We start from the raw sequence: 19,043 nt of genomic DNA, 5'->3' as shown, positions 1-19,043 counted from the left end.
GATGCAAGACGGCCATTTCCTCGCCCCTCGCCAAAGGCGGCGCATCGACAGGCCCGACCTCGTCGCCGGCCTCGTCGTCATCGCCCTCTCGTTCCTCTTCGGCGTGCTCGCCCTCGGCTACGGCTTCGGGACGCCCCGGCAGATGGGGGCGGGCTTCTTCCCGCTGACGCTCTGCGCGCTGGGCGGGCTGCTCGGCGCCGCCCTGGCGGCGAAATCGGTGCTGCGCCCCGAGCCGGGCTTCGAGCGCCCCGACCTGCGGCGGTTCCTGTTCGTGAGCGCCGCCTTCCTGGTCTTCGGCCTCGGCATCGAGCCGGCGGGGCTTTTCGTCACCCTCGTCGCCACCACGCTGATCGCCTCGCTCGCCCACCGGGACGCGAAGGTCGTGGAGAGCCTTGCCCTCGGCGCGGCGCTGGCGGTTGCGGTCTGGGTCGTCTTCGTCCTTCTCCTCGGCCTGCCCATTCCTCTCTGGCCGGCGGCGCGCTGATGGACGTGCTCGCCCTTCTGGCAGGCGGCTTCGCGGCCGTCCTGACGCCGCAGAACCTGTTCTATTGCTTCGCGGGCGTGGCGCTCGGCACCTTCATCGGCGTCCTGCCGGGGCTGGGGGCGATGCTCGGCATCGCGCTTCTCCTGCCGCTCACCTTCCATCTGCCGCCGGACGCGGCGATCATCATGCTGGCCGGCATCTATTACGGCGGCGAGTATGGCGGCTCGATCACCGCCATCCTGGTCAACGTGCCCGGCACGCCCTCGGCGGCCGTCGCCTGCCTTGACGGCAACCGCATGGCCCGGCAGGGGCGCGGCGCGGTGGCGCTCTTCGCCTCCGCGGTGGCTTCCTTCATCGGCGGTTCCATCGGCATCGTCCTGATGACGCTGTTCTCGCCGGCCATCGGGCGCTTCGCCCTGTCCTTCACCTCGGCCGACTATTTCGCCGTCATGGTGCTCGGCCTCATCGCGGCCGCCTCCATCACCAACGGCTCGGCGCTCAAGGCACTGATCGCGGTGGTCTTCGGCATCCTCGCCGGCATGGTGGGCACCGATGTCAGCACCGGCGTGCAGCGATATGCGATGGGCTTTCACGAGCTGATCGGCGGCATCAGCCTCGTGGCGCTCGCCATGGGCCTGTTCGGGCTGGCCGAGGTCGCCACCGCGCGCGAGACCGGCGCGGGCGAGGGGGTGCGCTACCGGATCGGCCTTCGCGACATGCTGCCCACGCGCGAGGATCTGCGGCGCTCCATCCTGCCGATCGGCCGGGGCTCGGCGGTGGGCAGCCTGCTCGGCGTGCTTCCGGCCACCGGCGCCACCATCGCGTCCTATCTCGCCTATTCGGTGGAAAAGCGCATCTCGCGCCATCCCGAACGCTTCGGCACCGGCATCATCGAGGGCGTGGTGGCGCCGGAAAGCGCCAACAACGCGGCCGCGCAGACCGGCTTCATCCCCACCCTCGCCATCGGCATTCCCGGCAGCGCCACCATGGCGCTGATGCTGGGCGCGCTGATGATCCAGGGCATTCCGCCAGGCCCGCAGCTCATGACGCGCAACGCCGACCTCTTCTGGGCGCTCGTCGCCAGCTTCTGGATCGGCAATCTCTTCCTGCTGGTGCTGAACATCCCGCTCGTCGGCCTCTGGGTCCGGCTCGTCCACATCCCGTATCGCTACCTCTTCCCGGTCATCGTGTGCCTGATTTCGGTCGGGGTCTACAGCGTGGCCCTCTCCAGCTTCGACGTCTTCGTCGTCCTTGCTGTCGGCATCCTGGGCTACCTCATGCGGATCGGCGGCTTCGAGGCGGCGCCCTTCCTGATGGGCTTCATCCTCGGCCCGATGATGGAGGAAAATCTGAGGCGTGCCATGCAGCTTGCGCGCGGCGATTTCGGCGTGTTCCTGTCCCGCCCGATCAGTGCGACCTGTCTCGCGCTCGCCATGCTGGCGCTGGTGGTCCCGCTCGTCCGGTTCCTGCGGATGAAGCTCAGAGGCGGTGTCCCTGTCTAGCCGCCCGGCCGCGCTCGAAGCGCAGCGGATTTGCAATCGGCTGCCATCCAGGCAGAGACTGCACAAAATTGAGCCGATAGAGCGGGACATTTCGGTTGACGGCCTATCGTAATACGGTAATTTTACTGCAATAGAGGCGGGCGGACCGAAACGTCGAGACAGGGTTCGTGCGTCGCGCGCAGACGGATGCGAAGTATCCGCGCGGATAGTGGCTTGATCCATACTGGCTGGCCGGGACGTGGGGTCCGGCCGGGACTTGCGAAGTCTTTCGTCGCGATGGTGCCTGTCTTCGGCATCCGCGCATGGCGGGGCGCCGTTCGAGCGTGCCCCGGGGGTGGCCGCCGCGCGGCATAGGCCGGATTTTGTCGTCAGAGGGGATGATCATGGGTCTGTTCAGGAATTGCGTGCTTCTTGCCGGCGCGGCCGCCGTCTCGCTCTGCGCCCCGGCGGCGACGGGGCCGGCGCTCGCGCAGGACGTGCCGACCATCCGCATCGGCTGGACCATTCCCGCCGAGGACACCAAGTACCTGATGATGAAGCGCCCGGAACTGTTTCCCGCGTTGGGCTCGGCGTACAACATCGAATGGGTGCAGTTCCAGGGAACCGCGCCGATGGCGCAGGCGATGATCGCCGGGGCCGTGGAATGCTCGACCCAGTCCGCGCTGGTGCTCGCCAACGGCCATCTCCAGGGCGGCCTCGAGTCCTATGTCGTGGCCTCCCATGTCGACAGCACGCCGGGGCACTTCTCGCCCTACTGGGCCGTGCGCGAGGACGACCCCATCCGCGAGGTGGCCGACCTGCGCGGCAAGACCGTCAGCATCAACGTGCTCGGCTCGGGCCTCATGGGTCCGCTCACCATGTATCTGGAGGAGGGCGGCCTCGATCCTCGGCGCGATATCCGGCTGGTGGAGCTGGGCTTTTCAGGCTCCGAGGACGCGCTGCGCAGCGGGCGCGTGGATGCGGCGGTGATGAACCAGCCCTTCGCCCGGAACGCCGAATCGGCGGGCGGCGTGCGCAAGCTGTTTTCGACCGAGGATGTCCTGACCACCATGGTGCAGATCTTCGAGGTCTGCAGCAAGGCGTTCGTGGACGAGCAGCCGGAGGTCGCCGAGGCCTATGTGCGCGACCTGACGAGCGCGATGGACCTCGTCCTCGCCGACCGGGCGCAGACGATCGAGGTGGCCGCGAGCGTCACCAACATTCCCGTTCCGGTCCTTGAGGCCTACTACATGACCGAGAACGATTTCGAGCGCTACGAGGGCGGCGCCTTCCAGTTCGACGCCCTGCAGGACATGTTCGATCTCTACACCCGGATCGGAATGCTCGAAGGGGAACTCGACGCGCAGCTCTTCCGCCATCCCACGCTCAGCGCCCCGCTGCGCTGAGCCGGCCCCGTGCCGCGCGGCCCGGGCGCGCCCCGGCCGCGCGGCCTTCGCCTTGCCTCGCGACAATCCGGAGCCTCGCGATGATCGCGATCGAGAACATCTCCAAGCGGTTCAAGACCACGGGCGGGGCAAGCCATCTGGCCCTGTCCGGCATCGAGCTGAGCGTTTCGGAGGGCGAGTTCGTCTCCATCATCGGGCCGTCCGGCTGCGGCAAGTCCACCCTTCTCTACATCGTGGGCGGCTTCGTGGAGGCGAGCGAGGGTGTGGTGCGCGTCGACGGCGTTCCCGTGAGCGGGCCCGGGCCGGACCGTGGCCCGGTGTTCCAGGAATTCGCGCTCTTCGCCTGGAAGACCGTGCTCCAGAACGTGGCCTACGGCGTCCGGCTGAAGGGGCGCTCGAGGGCGGAGGCGGAAGCCCGGGCCTTCGAGCTCCTGCGCATGGTGGGGCTGGAGCGCTTCGCCTCCTTCTATCCCAAGGAGCTGTCGGGCGGCATGAAGCAGCGCGTGGCCATCGCCCGGACGCTGGCCTACGATCCGGGAATCCTTTTGATGGACGAGCCCTTCGGGGCGCTGGACGCGCGCACCCGCTCCCATCTCCAGCGCGACCTCCTGCGCATCTGGGAGGAGGATCGAAAGACCGTGCTCTTCGTCACGCACGGCGTCGACGAGGCGGTGTTCCTCTCCGACCGCGTGGTGGTGATGGGCGCGGGGCCCGGCCGGATCGTCGATATCGTGACGATCGAGCTGGAGCGCCCGCGCGAGCGGGCCGAGCTGGTGCTGGACCGGCGCTATCAGGAATATGTCGCACGCATCGAGGGGATGATCGACGCGGTGGAGGCGGGCGCGGCATGAAGCGGGTCGCCTCCACGCTTCTGGCCGTCGCGTTCCTCATCCTGTGCTGGGAGGTCGCCCATCGCAGCCTGGGCCTGGCCGCGCTGCCGGGGCCGTTCACCGCGCTCGCGCAGCTACCCGTCATCCTCGGCGAGCCGTCCTCGCTCAACGACATCTTCCAGTCGCTGCGCCGCATGGCCATCGGCTACGGGCTCGCCGCCGTCTTCGGCATCTGCGTGGGGCTGATGATGGGCCGCAGCGCGGTCTTCGCCCATCTTCTCAACCCGTTGCTGATGACGATCTACCCGGTGCCGAAGGGCGCGCTGATGCCGATCCTGATGATCTGGCTCGGCGTCGGGGACATGTCGAAGATCCTCGTCATCTTCCTCGGGGTCAGCCTGCCGGTCATCTTCCATTCCATGCAAGGGGCGCGCTCGGTGAACGAGGTGGTGGTGTGGAGCGCGGCGGCGATGGGCATGGGGCGCGGCGGGCAGCTCCTGCGCGTGGTGCTTCCCTCCGCGCTGCCGGAGATCTTCATCGGCCTGCGCACGGGCCTCGTCCTTGCCCTGATCACCATGGTGACGAGCGAGATCGTGGCGCGCACGGACGGCATCGGCAACCTGCTCTTCAACTCGCTGGACATGGCGCTCTACGACCGAATGTTCGGTGCGATCGTGCTGATCGCGGCCATGGGCTATTTTCTCGACCTCGGCTTCGACCGGGTCCGCGCCTTCTTCCTGAGCTGGTCGCCCGCCCAACAGAGCCTGGGGGCCTCCGGCGGATGAAGTCGCGCTACGCCCCCTTCGTGCTCGGCCTCCTGCCCATCGCCGCCGTCATCGGCATCTGGGCCGCGCTGGCCGCCTACGGGACGCTGCCGCGCGCGCTGCTGCCCTCGCCGCTCGCCGTCTTCACGCGCACGCTCACGCTGCTCGGCGATTCCGAGTTCCGCATGCATATCGCCACCACCCTGTTCCGCCTGGCGAGCGGCTTTGCCATCGGCCTTGCCGTCGGCCTCGCGCTGGCGCTGCTGGCGGTTCTGGACGCGCGCGCCCGCGCGCTGCTCACCGCGCTCGTGCAGCTCCTCGCGCCGATCCCCAAGATCGCGCTCTATCCGATGCTCATCCTCGTCATGGGCTTCGGCGATGCGTCCAAGATCGCCCTCGTGGCGGCCGAGGCGGCCTTTCCCATCTATCTCGCTGCCTTCCAGGGGCTGAGGAACGTGGAGACGAAGCTCGTCTGGGCGGCGCGCTCGGCCGGAGCCTCGCCGCTGCATGCGCTGTTCTTCGTCAGCGTGCCGGCCGCGCTGCCCACCATCCTCACGGGCTGCCGGGTGGCCATGATCATTTCCTGCATCGTCGTGTTCCTGTCGGAGATGATCTCCTCCACCGAGGGGCTGGGCTACGTGCTGATCGACGCGGCGCGCAATTTCAGGATGATCGACATGTTCGCGCCGATCATCCTGATCTCCGCCCTCGGCCTTCTCCTGAGCGCCGGCTTCAACATGCTGCGGCGGCGCCTTCTCGTCGGCTATCCGGACGCCTGATCCGTCCGTTCCATCCACATCACAGCAAGCAGGGGAGTGCTCGGAATGCGCATCGCAGTCCTGGGGGGAGGCAACGGCTCGTTCGCGGCGGCGGCGGATTTCTCGCTGGCCGGACACGAGGTGACGCTCTGGCGCCGAGGCGCGCGCGAGGTGGCCGAGCACGAGGCGCTGGGGCGCAGGATCGTGCTGCGCGACCGCAAGGGGCGGCGCGAGGCCGTGCTGGCGCGCGTGACGGACGACATCGCAGCAGCCGTGTCCGGCGCGCGGTACATCATCGCGCCGCTGCCGGCGACGACGCATGAGGAACTGGCGCAGAGGCTGGCGCCGCATCTGCGGCCCGGCCAGGTCGTGCATCTGCCGCCCGGAACGCTCGGAACGCTCGTCTTCGCGCGGGCGGCGCAGGCGGCGGGCACCGCCTCCGGGGTCGCCTTCGCCGAATCCGGCACGCTGCCCTGGCTGGTGCGAAAGCACGGCTTTGCCGAGATCGTCGTCAGCGGCCGGGCGACGCGCCTGCCGACCGGCGTCTTCCCCTCACGCCTCGCGGACCACGCGCTCGGCGTCATCGAAGCGGCGTTTCCGGGCTGCATCGTGCCCTGCGGCGGCGTTCTGTCCGGCGCGCTGATGAATGCCGGGCCGGTGATCCACCCGCCGCTGATCGTGATGAATGCGGGGCCGCTGGAGCATTTCGAGGCCTGGGACATCCACAATGAGGGCACTCAGCCGGCCATCCGGCGCGTGACGGACGCGCTCGACGCCGAGCGCATGGCGCTGCGCGAGGCGCTGGGCTACGGGGCGCCGCATTTTCCGCTCGCGGACCATTATTCGCGCACGGGCGAGGAATGGATGTACGGGCGCGGCTCTCATGACGAGCTGACCGATTCGGGCGACTGGCGCGAGAAGATCGTGCTCACCGAGCATCGTTACGTCCTGGAGGATATCGGGCTCGGCCTGTCGCTCCTCTGCTCGGTCGCGGCCATGGCGGGCGTCGAGGTGCCGGTGGCGCGGGGCCTGCTCGCTCTCGGCTCCATCATGGCGGGGCGGGACTTCGCCCTGGAGGGCCGGCCGCTGGGGAAGCTGGGTCTTGCGGCTCTGGACCGCGCCGAACTCCAGGCGTTCCTTGCCGAGGGCTACCCGTCATGAGCGCCGAGCGGGCAGAGGCTCCTCGCGAGAAGATCGCCATTCTGGGCGCAGGGCGCATGGGGCGCGGCATCGCCACCGTCTTCGCCTATGCCGGGCACGAAGTCGCGCTCATCGACTTCAAGGCCCGGCCCGCGCCGGATTTCGACGCTCTGGCGCGCAAGGCGGAGGCGGAGGTCCGCGAGACGCTCGCCCTCCTCGCCGAGCTCGGCCTCTTTGCGCCCGGCCCCGCGGTCGAGACCATCGCCGGGCGGGTGGCGTTGGTGAGCCGAGGCGACGCGGCCCCGGCCCTTCGTGCGGCCGACATCGTCTTCGAGGGCTTCCCCGAGATCGTCGCGCTGAAGCGCGAGGCGCTGGCCGAGGCCTCGGCGCTGGTCGGGCCGGAGGCGATCATCGCCTCCACGACCTCCACGATCCTCGTCGACGATCTGTCACCGGCCGTCGCCGGCCCCGGCCGCTTCCTCAACGCGCACTGGCTGAACCCGGCCTTCCTGGTGCCACTGGTCGAGATCGCGCCCGGCGCGGGCACCGATCCGGCCGTCGTGGACCGGCTGTGCGCCGTGCTGGAGCGGATCGGCAAGGTGCCGGTGCGCTGCGCGCCGAGCCCGGGCTACATCGTGCCGCGGCTCCAGTCCGTGGCGATGAACGAGGCCGCGCGGCTGGTGGAGGAGGGCGTGGCCTCCGTCGAGGAGATCGAGAAGGCCGTGCGCTACGGCTTCGGCCTGCGCTTCTCCGTGCTCGGCCTGCTGGAGTTCATCGACTGGGGCGGGGGCGACACGCTGTATCATGCCAGCCGCTATCTGGCCGGCGCGCTGGGCGACGAGCGCTACGCCGCCCCCGCCATCGTCCGGCGCAACATGGAGGAGGGGCGGATCGGGCTCACCGCCGGGCGCGGCTTCCTCGACCATGAGGGCCGCGACGTGCCGGCCTATCGCCAGGAGCGCCTGGCCGCCTTCGTGGACCGCCTGCGCGCGCAGGGCCTCGCCTATCCGCCGCGCCTGTGAAGGCCGCTCCCTGAACACCAACTGCAAGGAAAGACCGATGGCTGAAAACGAGATTCCCTTCGCCGAGCGGGCGCTGGCCGAGATCGACGGCCTGCATCGCGTGCTCCAGGCCTGGTTCCGGGGCGAGGGCGGGGATGACGCCGCAAAGGTGATGGAGCGCTTCGACGAGGCGTTCCACATGGTGGGCGCGGCGGGCAACCTTCTCTCGCACGAGGGCATGGCGGCGGCGTTGCCGCGTATGCGGGGCAGCCGGCCGACGCTGGTGATGGAGATCGAGGACGTGACGCTCCGGGCCCTGTCGCAGGCCGGCGCCCTCATCACCTATCGCGAGGTGCAGCGGCAGGACAGCGGCACCACGCAGCGCTGGTCCACGGCGCTCCTCGTCGACCGCCCGGACCGGCCGACGCCGGTCTGGGCTCTCCTGCAGGAGACGGTCATTCCGTAGAAGGGGCCTTCTCCCTCAGAACTCCGGGCGCTCGCGCTTCATCTTGCGCACCATGGCGTCGAACAGGAGTTGCGAGAAGCGCGCGCCGTCCACGAGGCGGCGTGCGTCGTCGGCGCATTTCTGGCGCACCTCGTCGGGCAGCGGATTGTTGGCGCCGGGAATGGGCGCGGCGGCGCACTGGATCTCGGCGGCGCGCTGCACCGTCCAGAGCAGCATGAAGGTGTTGGGCACGTTCGCCTCGCACACCGCGATGCCGTGGTTGCGCAGGACGAGGACATGCTTCTCGCCCAGGCTCGCCAGCATGCGCGCCCGCTCCTCGTCATAGAGCGTGATGCCCTCGAAGGTGTGGTAGGCGATGCGGCCGAAGAGCTGGGCGCCGTAGAAGCTGTCGTGCTCGAAACCGTCCTGCTTCAGCGTCACCGCCGAGATCGGCGTCGTATGGGTATGCGCCACGCAGCCGACATCGGGCCGGTGCTCGTGGATGACGCCGTGCAACGCGAAGCCGGCCGGGTTCGCCTCGTAGGGGGAAGGCTCCACCTTGCGTCCGTCGATCCCCACCTTGATCAGATTGTCCGGGGTGATCTCGTCGTAATGCAGGCCGAAGGGGTTGACGAGATAGTGGTGCTCGGGGCCCGGCACGCGCAGCGAGATGTGGTTGAAGATCAGCTCGGTCCAGCCGAGATAGCTGACGAGGTGGTAGAAGTCGGCCAGCTCGGCCCGCAGCTCCCGTTCCGTCTTCGGGGCCTCCACGGCGTTCGGATGGATGGTCATGCGACTTCCCTTTCCAGGTTGGGCGCCGGGGCGGGCCGGACCTTCCCGGGCGCGCTGGCGGCAAGGAGGTGGACGATGCTGCGCGTGACGGGCATGGCCACGCCCGCGCGGGCCGCGAGCGCCAGCGGCGCATGGCAGATGGCGCCCAGTTCCAGCGGCCGGCCGGCCCGCGCGTCCTGGCGCATGGAGGTGGAGAAGTCGTTGGCGGCGGCCATGGTCTCGGCAAGGCCCTCGGCCGAGAGGCCGGTGTCGAAGCCGTAGGCGGCGGCGAGGGCACGAACCTCGGCCGCGATGTCGGCGGCGATCGCCAGAAGCTCCGCGTTCGCCGCGATCTCGCCGACTGAAGTGTCGGTGAGCGCTGAAAGCGGGTTGGTGGCAAGGTTGATGGCGAGCTTGTGCCAGACGGCGGAGCGGATGTCTCGGGGCCGCTCGACATCGATGCCGGCGCGCGCGGCCAGCGCGGCCACCGCCCGCCCATCCGGCCCCCCGGCACGGGCGGGGCCGAGCGCCAGGCGCGGCGCCGTCGGGGAGAGGACATCGCCGTCCCCGGTGAGTTCGGCGGCGATGTAGGTCACGCAGCCGAGCACCGCATGGGGCCCCGCCGCCGCCAGAATCGCGCCCTCCGGGTCGATGACCGGCACGGATCGCTCGCCCTCCGGCCTGTCGGCGAAATGCCAGAAGGGGATGCCGTTGACGAGGGGCACCACCGTGGTGCCGGGGCCGTTCGCCGCGCCGTTGGCGGCCAGCGCCTCGCGCAGCGCATGCGCCTTCACGCACAGGAAAAGGATATCGGCGGGGCCGGTGGCGCGGGGCGCGGGGTCGATCCTGCCCCGGTGCCCTTTCGCGCCGCCGCACAGGGCCGGCGCCCGCGCCCGGAGCTGTTCCAGCCTCGCGCCGCGCGCGACCAGCGTCGTGGCGAGACCGGCCTCTGCCAGCCGCGTCGCCAGGAACGAGCCGATCGCACCGGCGCCGATGATCGTGATGGCGGGGTCGGACATGGCCAAGCCTCCGAATACGTGAATATTACTGTATCGGGATGGCGAGTTGTGAGGCAAGATAAAAATGTGATTGATAAATAGGCAGCGTGCCGGGTGGCTGGCGGGGCCGATAGGGAAAGGGACTGAGGCGGGATGAACGACTACGAGCTCATGCGGGTCGTTTCTCTTCTCGACCGGCTGCGGCAGCGGTTCGCCGAAGCCTTCCCGGAGGCCGAGCCGGACGACTGGCGCGTTCTGAGCCCGCTCGTGCGCCTCCACGTTCAGTCGCGCCCGATCACCCTGTCGGGCCTCGTTACGCTGTCCGGCCTGCCCTATGGCACCGCGACACGGCACATCCAGCGGCTGCTCGCCCTCGGCCTGTTCGAACGACGGCTGAGGCGGGCGGGCGGCAAGCGCTTCCTCTATTATCCGACAAGCGACTTCCTGGAGCGCTTCTCTCGCTTCGCGGCAGGGGTGAAGGTCGAACTCGCCATGCTCATGGGGGAGGGGCAGGGGGTGGAGGAGGCCGACTTCTTCCTCGGCGGCCTGCACCAGAAGCAGGCCCTGAGCGAGCGCCAGCTCCAGGAAATCCGCGCCATCGGCGAGGTTTCCGACCTGCGCTTCCTGTTGCACGAGGACTGGTACTTCCTGTCGCTGCGCCATGCCTGGACCGATCTGCGCAGCCGGCTGGGCCGCTCCAGCCGCTTCACCCTCCTGCCCCGGCCGGCGCTTCACGAGCGGGTGTGGAGCAATGCCGCCCGGCCCTTGTCGGAGTTCGATATCGTGGCGCTGCCGGCCGAATGGGTGCCCCCGCTCGCCGAGGCCGGGGCGCTTCTTCCGCTCGGCGCCGCGCCGGGCGCGGCCGAGGGGGCGGCTCGGTGGCCCTCGGCGGCCAGCACGCGCCATGCCGTGCCCGCCCATGTCGCGCTCGATCTTCTGGCCGTGCGGGGCGATCTCTGCGAGGAGGCGTCCGTGCCGCCCCCGGCAAGCGCGGCGGAGATGGTGGAGGCGGCCCGCCGCCTGCACGATCCGCGCGCCGGCCGCAGCGGCATCGCGTGGAGCGGGCGCTGCGGGGGCGACCTCGGCCGCACCTTTCTCAGCCTCCTCGACGCACGCAGCCCCCTGGCCGCCGCACCTGGTGTGGAGGCTCTGCTCTCCTCGCCCGAGGCGCTGGCCGCCTTCGAATGCCTTCGGGCGCTGCTGCCGTATTCGGCGCCGGGCGTGCTGGAAGCGGGCGAGGCGGAGGCGGTTGCCGCCTTCGCCTCCGGGCGGGCGGCGCTGTGCCTCGTCTCCTCGCTGGCGGCCTCGCGCTTCGAACTGGACCTGGCCTCCATCGTCAAGCAGCGTGTCCTGTATCGCCCCGTTCCCGGCGGCGGGGCGAAGCGGCGCATATCCTGCGACGCGTTCCTTCTCGCCGTTCCGGCCAACCTGCCGGAGCCCCGGCGGGCGCTGGCGCTGCGCGTGCTCGAATGGATGGAGGCGCGCCAGCCCGAGCGCGGCTTGCGGACCTCGCCCCTCTTCAGCCTCGCGCACGATCCGGAGCGGGCGCGCACCTCGCCGATCCGGCGGCTGGCGCTTTCGCTGGAGCGCGAGCAGCGGCTCGGCCCCCGCGCGCCCCTGCCGCCGCCCGGCGATGTCGCCATCGCGCGCATCCTCGGCGAGCATCTCAACGCGGCGCTGCGCGCGGGCGCGGCGGATGGACGCGTCGTCCTCGCGGGGGCCTGCAAGGCGATCCTCGCCGCCTCGCCAAAGGACCGGCAGCCCAGCCTCGCGTCCTGACGCAAGGGCCGAATTCTCCAGAACGGATATTCGGGCGCTGGAAGCCTCGCTCGGGGCCGTCCTAGCCTTGGGGCCTGTCGCCGGCGCCGGTCGCCCGCGTTCCGGAAGGGTAGATCTCCATGAGCCTCGAGGCCACCGTCGCACGGCTGTCGACCGAACTTGCAGCCTTGCGCGCCGAGGCGGATATCCGCCGGCTGATCGCCCGCTACGCCTATCTGTGCGACACCCCGCTCCCCGTTCCGCGGGCGCAATGGCGCGAGCGCGTGGAGATGATCGTGGACCTGTTCACCGCGGACGCCACGTGGGAGGGCGTCGGGTCGTTCTACGACAACCAGTTCGGCAAGAGCCGCGGCAAGGATGCCATCCGCGCGCACTTCACCGCCTTCTTCGAGCCGAAGGAGAACGAGCTCGTCCTCAACTGCCACTACATCACCTCGGAGCATATCGAGGTGCGGGGCGATGAGGCCGAGGGAAGCTGGGTGCATTTCCAGCCCTGGATCTTCGCCGACGGCCGCTCGCTCCTGCGCTCCAGCCGGCTGTTCAACGCGTTCAAGCGCGTCGACGGCGTGTGGAAGATGTCGCGCTACCGCACCGAGAACGTCTTCATCGCCGACCTGCCCGAGGGGTGGGCGTCCAGCATTCCCGAAAAATCCGTCCTCTTCGCTCCCGGCGAGGCGGCCGCCTGAGATTTTCGAGACGAACCGACAGCCACGAACAAGGAGATAAGCGGTGCCCCGGACAACAGCCCATTCCATCGCCGCGGCTCTCGCCGCTCTCGCCGTGTTCGCCCCGGCGGGCCCCGCCGCCGCGCAGGCCGTGCGCATCGGCCTTGGCGTCGATCCGGCCCATGGCGCCTATTATCTGGCCGACGAGCTCGGCCTGTTCGAGGAGGCCGGGCTGGAGGTCGAGCTGGTGCGCTTCGCGCAAGGGGGCGAGGGCGTGGACGCGGCGCTGACGGGCGTCGTCGATCTGACCGCCGCGGCCGACATGACGACGATGATCCGCATCGCCCGCGCGCCGCTCGTCCCGCTGGCCGTGGTCCATGAATCGGGCATCTCGATCCGGCTCACCGTGGGAGCGGACATCAAGGGGTTCGAGGATATCGAGACCTTCGGCATCGTACCGGGGTCGGTCAGCGAATATGCCGCCCGCGCGGCGCTGAAGACCTTCGGCCGGGACGCGGCCGGCGTCGAGTTCGTCTCCGTCGGCGCGCCCGAGCTGCCCGCCTTGCTGGCGCGCGGGGATATCGACGGCTATTTCGTGTGGGAGCCGCTGGCCAGCATGGGGGTGGAGGCGGGCGGCAAGAGCCTCCTGACCAGCGGCGAGGCGGGCTACTTCTCGCATATGTGGCTGAGCGCCAATCCCACCTGGTACGAGGCCAACGGCGAGGCGGCCGAGACGCTTCTGGGCGTGGTGCGGGAGGCTGCGCGGATGATCACCGAGGACCCGCAGGCCGCCAGCGTGCCGATCGCGGCCCAGACCGGGCTGCCCGCCGACGAGGTCGCCGAGACGCTGGCCATCTATAGCTGGACGGTGCGCGACTTCACGCCCGAGGATGTGGAGGGCTATGAGGGCATCGCCGCCTTCCTGTCCGAGAACGGCATGACGGACGAGCCGCTGGACATCGGATCGGTCATCTTCCCCGACGGGAACTGAGCCGATGCGCGGGGCCTCGATCACCCTGGAACGCACCAGCATCGACGTTCCCGGCCGGCGGATCGTGTCGGATATCGACCTTCGGATCGAGGCCGGCGAATTCGTCTGCCTGCTGGGTCCGAGCGGCTGCGGCAAGTCCACCATCCTCAATGCCATCGCCGGTTTCATGCGGGCCGGGGGGCGGCTTCTGGTGGATGGAAAGCCCGTCGCCGGCCCCGGCCCCGACCGGGGCGTGGTGTTCCAGAGCAGCGAGGCCCTGTTCCCCTGGCTGAGCGTGGAGGAGAACGTCGCCTACGGGCTGAAGCTGCGAAAGGTGCCCCGGGCCCGGCAAAGGGAGATCTGCGCGCATTACCTTTCCATGGTCGGGCTGGCCCATGCGGCCGGGCAGTTTCCCGCGCAGCTTTCGGGCGGAATGCGCCAGCGGGTGCAGATCGCCCGCGTGCTCGCCAACGAGCCGGCGGTCGTGCTCATGGACGAGCCGTTCGGCGCGCTCGACGCGCAGACCCGCGAGGTGCTCCAGCGCGAGGTGCAGCGCATCTGGCAGGCGACGCGCACCACATTTCTCTTCGTGACCCACGACATCGCCGAGGCCGTCCTGCTGGCGGATCGCGTGGTGACGATGACCGCCGGCCCGGCGGCGGGCATCAAGAGCGTGACGGCCATCGACATTCCCCATCCGCGCGATCCGACCTCGCCCGACTTCGCGCGCGTGCAGCGCGCGCTGCGCGAGATCATTGCCGACGAGGTGCGGCGCGCCATGGGCGAGCAGCCCGGCATGGCGGGAGCGGCCGCATGAGCGAGGACGCCGCGCCCCTCCCGCGCGCCGGGGCGCGCGATGGCGCGGGCCGGCTCCGGGGGATGGCGCTGGCGCGGCGCTTCGCCGTGCCGACGCTCTCCGTGCTGGCCGGCCTCCTCGTCTGGCAGCTCGCCAGCATGACGACGACGCCGCTTTTCCTGCCCTCGCCTTTGCGCACCCTGGAGGCGCTGGTGGCGCTGTGGCGCAGCGGCACGCTGGTGGATTCCGTCCTGGCCTCGGCCCGGCGCATCTTCATCGGCTGGGCGGCCGGCGTGGCGGTGGGGGTCGTGCTCGGCCTGCTGATGGGCACCTTCCGCCCCGTGCGCCAGGCGTTCGAGCCCTATATCGAGTTCTTCCGCTTCGTGCCGCCCACCGCCTTCGTGACGCTGGCCGTCATCTGGCTGGGGCCCGGCGATGCCTCCAAGATCGCGCTGATCTTCTACGCCACCGTGTTCATCGTAACGCTGAACACGATGGCGGGCACGATGGCGACCTCGCCATTGCGCATCCACGCCGCCGCCTCGCTCGGGGCCGGGCCGCTGACCATCCTGACGAGCGTCATCGTCCCCTCGGCGGTGCCCTACATCGTCACCGGCACGCGCATCGCCATGGGCAACTCGTTCCTCACCATCGTCGTGGCGGAGATCGTCGCCGCGCAGGTGGGCCTCGGCGCGCTGATCTGGAACGCGCGCAACTACGCGCGCACCGACTGGGTCTTCGGGGGGATCATCGTCCTCGGCCTTCTCGGCTTCGCCTTCGACCGCCTGCTGCGGCTGGTGGCGGTGCGCGCGTTGAAGCGCTACCAGCTCAACCTGTAGGCCGGCACCCTTCGCCGACGACGCTGCGTCGCGCGTGGCGAGCGGCCGAGCGCGATGGTGCCGCCCGCTACCGGTCGATCTTGGTGGCGAGGATGATGGAGGTCTGCGTCCGCTCCACGCCGTCCAGCTCTCCTATGCGGTCCACCACGCTGTCGAGCGCGGCGACCGAGCCGGCGGCCACCATCGCGATCAGGTCCACCTCCCCGCTGACCGAATGGAGCGTGCGCACCTCGCGCATCTCCTTGAGCTGCGCGATCGTGCGGGCGGCGTGCTTGGGCTTCACCGTCATCAGGATATGGGCGCGGATGAGGGCGCGCTCGGCCGCCTCGCTGATGCGCACCGCATAGCCGGCGATCACGCCCTCCCGCTCCAGCCGCTCGATGCGCGCCTGCACCGTGGTTCGCGAAAGGCCGAGCCGGCGGGCCAGCTCCGCGACGGGCGCGCGTGCGTTCTCCGCCAGAAGCGCGATCAGCAGCTCGTCTTTTTCGGTTCTGGACAATTCGTCGATTTTCCTCGTCGTTTCGTGCAAAGATGATAGTGTATATTGCCAGATTCGCAGTTTGAAGCGCAAAGCCGTTCGTGGCCTTCTCCCGGCTCCATTGCAGAGAAGGGGCTTTCCCAATGAAACAGATCGCAGTCGTCGGCGCCGGGAAGATCGGAAGCACGATCGCGCTCATGCTGGCGGAGACGGGGGATTACGCGGTGGTGCTGGCCGACCGCGACGCCGCGCAGCTCGAGCGCGCCGAGAAGCACGAGGCCATTGCGACCCGTGCCGTGGACATCGCCGATGAAGGCGCGCTGCGCGACCTCCTGTCCGGGGCCTATGCGGTGCTCAGCGCCGCGCCCTTCCACCTGACGACCGCCATCGCCGAGGCCGCGGCGAAAACCGGCACGCATTATCTGGACCTCACCGAGGATGTGGCCTCCACGCGGCGGGTGAAGGAACTGGCCCGGGAGTCCCGCTCGGCCCTCATCCCGCAATGCGGCCTTGCGCCCGGCTTCATCTCCATCATGGCCAGCGATCTGGCGAGCCGTTTCGACACGCTCGACACGGTGCGCCTGCGCGTCGGGGCGCTGCCGCAATATCCCTCCAACGCGCTGAACTACAATCTGACCTGGAGCACGGACGGGGTCATCAACGAGTATATCGAGCCCTGCGAGGCCATCGTGGACGGGCGCCTCACGCAGGTGCCGGCCATGGAGGAGCGCGAGGAGTTTTCCCTGGACGGCGTCGCCTACGAGGCCTTCAACACCTCTGGCGGCCTCGGCACGCTGTGCGAGACGCTGGAGGGCCGCGTGCGCACGCTCAACTACCGGACGATCCGCTATCCCGGCCACGCCGCCATCATGAAGGTGCTTCTCAACGATCTGGGCCTGCGCCATCGCCGGGATGTTCTGAAAGACCTGCTGGAGCATTCCCTGCCCACCACCCCGCAGGACGTCGTCATCGTCTTCGCCACCGTGACGGGGCAGAAGGGCGGGCGGCTGACGCAGGAGACGCACGCCCACAAGATCTATAGCGGGCTCGTCGCCGGCCTGCCGCACAGCGCGATCCAGATCACCACCGCCGCCGGCATCTGCACCGTCCTCGACCTCCTGGCCGCCGGCGCGCTGCCGCAGGCGGGGTTCGTTCGCCAGGAGGAGATCGCGCTCAAGGACTTCCTCGCCAACCGGTTCGGCCAGCGCTACGCCGCCCGGGCGGCCTGAGGGGGAGGCCGTGGGGGCGGGATCGCCCGCCTCCACGAAAGGCCCTCGCCGCGATTGTGCCGGGGCGATGCGGGACCGGCCTATCCAAGGGGCATGGCAGCCTCTATGTCTGGCGCGGACCTCAACTCGGAAGAATCTCATGAGCATCGGACTGATCGCTCTTCTGGACGATGTCGTCGCGCTGACCAAGGTCGCGGCGGCCTCGCTGGACGATGTGGCCGCGCAGGCCGCCAAGGCGGGCGCCAAGGCCGCGGGCGTCGTCATCGACGACGCGGCGGTGACGCCGCGCTACGTGGTGGGCTTCACGGCGGACCGCGAGCTGCCCATCGTCTGGCGCATCGCGCGCGGCTCGCTCATCAACAAGCTGGTCTTCCTCCTGCCGGGCGGCTTGCTGCTCAGCAGCTTCGCGCCCTGGGCGATCACGCCCCTCCTCATGCTCGGCGGCCTGTATCTGGCCTATGAAGGCGCCGAGAAGGTCTATGAGATGATCGTGCCGCACAAGGCGCAGGCGCATGAGGCCAAGATCGGAACCGTCGCGCCGAACGCGCAGACGCTGGAGGACGAGCGGGTGGCGAGCGCCATCAAGACCGACTTCATCCTCTCGGCCGAGATCATGGCGATCACCCTCTCGGGGCTCGCCGCCGACACGGTCTGGATGCAGGCGGCCGTCATGGCGGTGGTCGCCATCGGCATCACCGTGGCGGTCTACGGCGCCGTGGCTCTGATCGTGAAGGCGGACGATGCGGGTGTGGCGCTCGCCAGGCGCGGCAGCGGCGCCCTGGCCGCCCTCGGGCGCGGGCTCGTGCGCGGCATGCCCGGCTTCCTCAAGGGGTTGGCCCTCCTGGGCACCGCGGCCATGGTCTGGGTCGGCGGCGGCATCATCGTCCACAGTCTGGCCGGCTACGGGCTCGCCGGCCCCGAGCACCTGATCCAGGCTGTCGCGGCGGCCGCCGGCGGCGCCCTTCCGGCCGCGTCCGGGGCGGTGGAATGGCTGGTGACGGCCATCGGTTCGGGCATTGTCGGCCTGCTGGCGGGCTTTGCCCTGATCCCCATCGTCGGCAAGCTGCTCGCGCCGCTCTGGAAGGCGGTGACGGGGCTGCGCTCGGTGCAGGAGAAGCAGGCCTGAGGCCGGCGGCGTCTAGAGACCGAGCGCGGACAGGCCGGGGAAGCCCGCCGGGCGCACCGGCCCGTCCCACAGGAACCTGCGCTCGCCTTCGGCGATCGGCACGTCGTTGATGGAGGCCTCGCGGCGGCGCATCAGCCCGGCCTCGTCGAACTCCCACTGCTCGTTGCCGTGCGAGCGGAACCAGTGCCCCTGCGCGTCGTGCCATTCATAGGCGAAGCGCGCGGCGATGCGGTTCTCGTGGAAGGCCCACACCTCCTTGATCAGCCGGTAATCGAGCTCGCGCTCCCATTTGTGCGTCAGGAACGCGACGATGGCCTCGCGCCCGGACAGGAACTGCGAGCGGTTTCGCCAGACGCTGTCCTGCGTGTAGGCCAGCGAGACGGCGAGGGGATCGCGCCCGTTCCAGGCATCCTCGGCCTTGCGGGCCTTGATCGCCGCCGTCCGGGCGTCGAAGGGCGGAAGCGGGGGTCTGTGCTCTGCCATGGGCCCGTGTCGCGTTCGAGGGGGGCGGCCGGCCCGGCAGGACGCGCGCCGGCCCGTTCGGCCGCCGGAATTGCGGCGATCAGTCCTCCTTGTAGCCGAGGGCGGGGAAATTGCCTTCGGGCTGGTGGTAGCGATAGGGCAGGAACTTGCCGGACATGGTGATGCGCACGCGGTCGCCGGCCTCGTTCGGCTCGCGCTCCATCTGGAGGTCGAAGTCGATGGCCGACATGATGCCGTCGCCGAACTCCTCGTGGATGTATTCCTTCATGGTCGGCCCGAAGACCATCATCGCCTCGTGGAAGCGGTAGAGCGTCGGGTCGGTGGGCGGCACGAGGCTCTGCTCGCCGCGATAGGGCACTTCGCCCAGCATCTTTTCCTCGTTCTCGGTGAGGCCGAACAGGGCGGCGGCCTTGGCGGCCTGGGGCTTGGGCAGACGCATCTGCCCCATCAGCGCGGTCATGAGGTAGAGCTGGGAATAGCCGCCGATCTCCTCCGCGATGGCCTTCCAGGTGAGGTTCTTCTCGCGCTTGACGTCGAAGATCTTCTCGACGAGCTCGGTGCGTTTCATGGGAACGGTCCTTTCGATGCAAAGAGGGGTGG

General features: G+C 69.7%; 21 protein-coding genes. 16 read left to right on the top strand and 5 right to left on the bottom strand.

Annotation, left to right across the window (positions count from 1 at the left end):
* The first annotated feature begins 1 nt into the window (after nt 1).
* The 9 genes from J7654_RS02110 (at nt 2) to J7654_RS02070 (ending at nt 8,330) form a co-directional block, all read left to right on the top strand.
* On the top strand, nt 2-484 hold the full coding sequence (locus J7654_RS02110) for a tripartite tricarboxylate transporter TctB family protein (RefSeq protein WP_209737792.1): 483 nt from the start codon (nt 2-4) through the stop codon (nt 482-484).
* Nucleotides 484-1,986, top strand: coding sequence for a tripartite tricarboxylate transporter permease (locus J7654_RS02105; protein ID WP_209737791.1), 1,503 nt, complete (start codon nt 484-486; stop codon nt 1,984-1,986). Before J7654_RS02110 ends, J7654_RS02105 begins: the two co-directional genes overlap by 1 nt.
* 383 nt (nt 1,987-2,369) lie before the next feature.
* A complete protein-coding gene (locus J7654_RS02100) occupies nt 2,370-3,371 on the top strand; it encodes an ABC transporter substrate-binding protein (RefSeq protein ID WP_245195599.1) in 1,002 nt (333 codons plus the stop codon).
* Nucleotides 3,372-3,451: 80 nt separating this feature from the next.
* Nucleotides 3,452-4,222 carry an ABC transporter ATP-binding protein gene (locus J7654_RS02095; RefSeq protein WP_209737790.1) on the top strand — a complete coding sequence of 257 codons (771 nt, stop codon included), beginning with the start codon at nt 3,452-3,454 and terminating at the stop codon, nt 4,220-4,222.
* The gene (locus J7654_RS02090; RefSeq protein ID WP_209737788.1) at nt 4,219-4,986 is read left to right on the top strand and encodes an ABC transporter permease; all 768 of its coding nucleotides are present in this window, start codon (nt 4,219-4,221) and stop codon (nt 4,984-4,986) included. The genes J7654_RS02095 and J7654_RS02090 overlap by 4 nt, the downstream gene beginning before the upstream one ends.
* Nucleotides 4,983-5,744 (top strand): ABC transporter permease, encoded by a 762-nt coding sequence (locus J7654_RS02085; protein ID WP_209737786.1) that lies wholly within the window; start codon nt 4,983-4,985, stop codon nt 5,742-5,744. Before J7654_RS02090 ends, J7654_RS02085 begins: the two co-directional genes overlap by 4 nt.
* Before the next feature lie 45 nt (nt 5,745-5,789).
* A complete protein-coding gene (locus tag J7654_RS02080; protein WP_209737783.1) occupies nt 5,790-6,884 on the top strand; it encodes an NAD/NADP-dependent octopine/nopaline dehydrogenase family protein in 1,095 nt (364 codons plus the stop codon).
* Nucleotides 6,881-7,885, top strand: coding sequence for a 3-hydroxybutyryl-CoA dehydrogenase (locus J7654_RS02075; RefSeq protein ID WP_209737782.1), 1,005 nt, complete (start codon nt 6,881-6,883; stop codon nt 7,883-7,885). The genes J7654_RS02080 and J7654_RS02075 overlap by 4 nt, the downstream gene beginning before the upstream one ends.
* 37 nt (nt 7,886-7,922) lie before the next feature.
* On the top strand, nt 7,923-8,330 hold the full coding sequence (locus J7654_RS02070; RefSeq protein WP_209737781.1) for a DUF4440 domain-containing protein: 408 nt from the start codon (nt 7,923-7,925) through the stop codon (nt 8,328-8,330).
* 15 nt (nt 8,331-8,345) lie between these two features.
* Here the strand turns inward: J7654_RS02070 and J7654_RS02065 are convergent, their stop codons facing one another.
* Together J7654_RS02065 and J7654_RS02060 are read right to left on the bottom strand one after the other, a co-directional pair.
* Nucleotides 8,346-9,101, bottom strand: a complete 756-nt coding sequence (locus J7654_RS02065; RefSeq protein WP_209737780.1) for a class II aldolase/adducin family protein — start codon at nt 9,099-9,101, stop codon at nt 8,346-8,348.
* The gene (locus tag J7654_RS02060) at nt 9,098-10,099 is read right to left on the bottom strand and encodes a ketopantoate reductase family protein (RefSeq protein WP_209737779.1); all 1,002 of its coding nucleotides are present in this window, start codon (nt 10,097-10,099) and stop codon (nt 9,098-9,100) included. The genes J7654_RS02065 and J7654_RS02060 overlap by 4 nt, the downstream gene beginning before the upstream one ends.
* 132 nt (nt 10,100-10,231) lie before the next feature.
* On the opposite strand from J7654_RS02060, the gene J7654_RS02055 reads away from it, so the two are divergent.
* From J7654_RS02055 to J7654_RS02035, 5 genes are all read left to right on the top strand, one after another.
* Nucleotides 10,232-11,857 carry an extracellular solute-binding protein gene (locus J7654_RS02055; RefSeq protein WP_209737778.1) on the top strand — a complete coding sequence of 542 codons (1,626 nt, stop codon included), beginning with the start codon at nt 10,232-10,234 and terminating at the stop codon, nt 11,855-11,857.
* A 119-nt stretch (nt 11,858-11,976) separates the two neighbouring features.
* A complete protein-coding gene (locus J7654_RS02050; RefSeq protein ID WP_209737777.1) occupies nt 11,977-12,543 on the top strand; it encodes a nuclear transport factor 2 family protein in 567 nt (188 codons plus the stop codon).
* 43 nt (nt 12,544-12,586) lie between these two features.
* On the top strand, nt 12,587-13,513 hold the full coding sequence (locus J7654_RS02045) for an ABC transporter substrate-binding protein (RefSeq protein WP_209737775.1): 927 nt from the start codon (nt 12,587-12,589) through the stop codon (nt 13,511-13,513).
* Nucleotides 13,514-13,517: 4 nt separating this feature from the next.
* Nucleotides 13,518-14,309: an ABC transporter ATP-binding protein gene (locus tag J7654_RS02040; RefSeq protein ID WP_209737773.1), complete on the top strand. Its 792-nt coding sequence runs from the start codon at nt 13,518-13,520 to the stop codon at nt 14,307-14,309.
* The gene (locus J7654_RS02035; RefSeq protein ID WP_209737771.1) at nt 14,306-15,127 is read left to right on the top strand and encodes an ABC transporter permease; all 822 of its coding nucleotides are present in this window, start codon (nt 14,306-14,308) and stop codon (nt 15,125-15,127) included. Before J7654_RS02040 ends, J7654_RS02035 begins: the two co-directional genes overlap by 4 nt.
* A 67-nt stretch (nt 15,128-15,194) precedes the next feature.
* On the opposite strand, the gene J7654_RS02030 is transcribed toward J7654_RS02035, so the two are convergent.
* A complete protein-coding gene (locus J7654_RS02030) occupies nt 15,195-15,626 on the bottom strand; it encodes an Lrp/AsnC family transcriptional regulator (RefSeq protein WP_209737769.1) in 432 nt (143 codons plus the stop codon).
* Between the two features lie 122 nt (nt 15,627-15,748).
* Between J7654_RS02030 and J7654_RS02025 the strand changes: the two genes are divergently transcribed.
* Nucleotides 15,749-16,834 carry a saccharopine dehydrogenase family protein gene (locus J7654_RS02025; protein WP_209737767.1) on the top strand — a complete coding sequence of 362 codons (1,086 nt, stop codon included), beginning with the start codon at nt 15,749-15,751 and terminating at the stop codon, nt 16,832-16,834.
* A gap of 139 nt (nt 16,835-16,973) precedes the next feature.
* A complete protein-coding gene (locus J7654_RS02020; protein ID WP_209737765.1) occupies nt 16,974-17,960 on the top strand; it encodes a DUF808 domain-containing protein in 987 nt (328 codons plus the stop codon).
* Nucleotides 17,961-17,972: 12 nt separating this feature from the next.
* Here the strand turns inward: J7654_RS02020 and J7654_RS02015 are convergent, their stop codons facing one another.
* Both J7654_RS02015 and cynS read right to left on the bottom strand, forming a co-directional pair.
* Nucleotides 17,973-18,443, bottom strand: a complete 471-nt coding sequence (locus J7654_RS02015; RefSeq protein ID WP_209737763.1) for a nuclear transport factor 2 family protein — start codon at nt 18,441-18,443, stop codon at nt 17,973-17,975.
* A gap of 79 nt (nt 18,444-18,522) precedes the next feature.
* Nucleotides 18,523-19,011, bottom strand: coding sequence for a cyanase (gene cynS / locus J7654_RS02010; RefSeq protein WP_209737761.1), 489 nt, complete (start codon nt 19,009-19,011; stop codon nt 18,523-18,525).
* Between the last annotated feature and the right edge of the window lie 32 nt (nt 19,012-19,043).

Source organism: Aureimonas populi, assembly GCF_017815515.1.
Lineage (GTDB): Bacteria > Pseudomonadota > Alphaproteobacteria > Rhizobiales > Rhizobiaceae > Aureimonas > Aureimonas populi.
The sequence above is the reverse complement of the archived record's forward strand: the minus strand, read 5'-3'. Positions and strand labels throughout refer to the sequence as shown.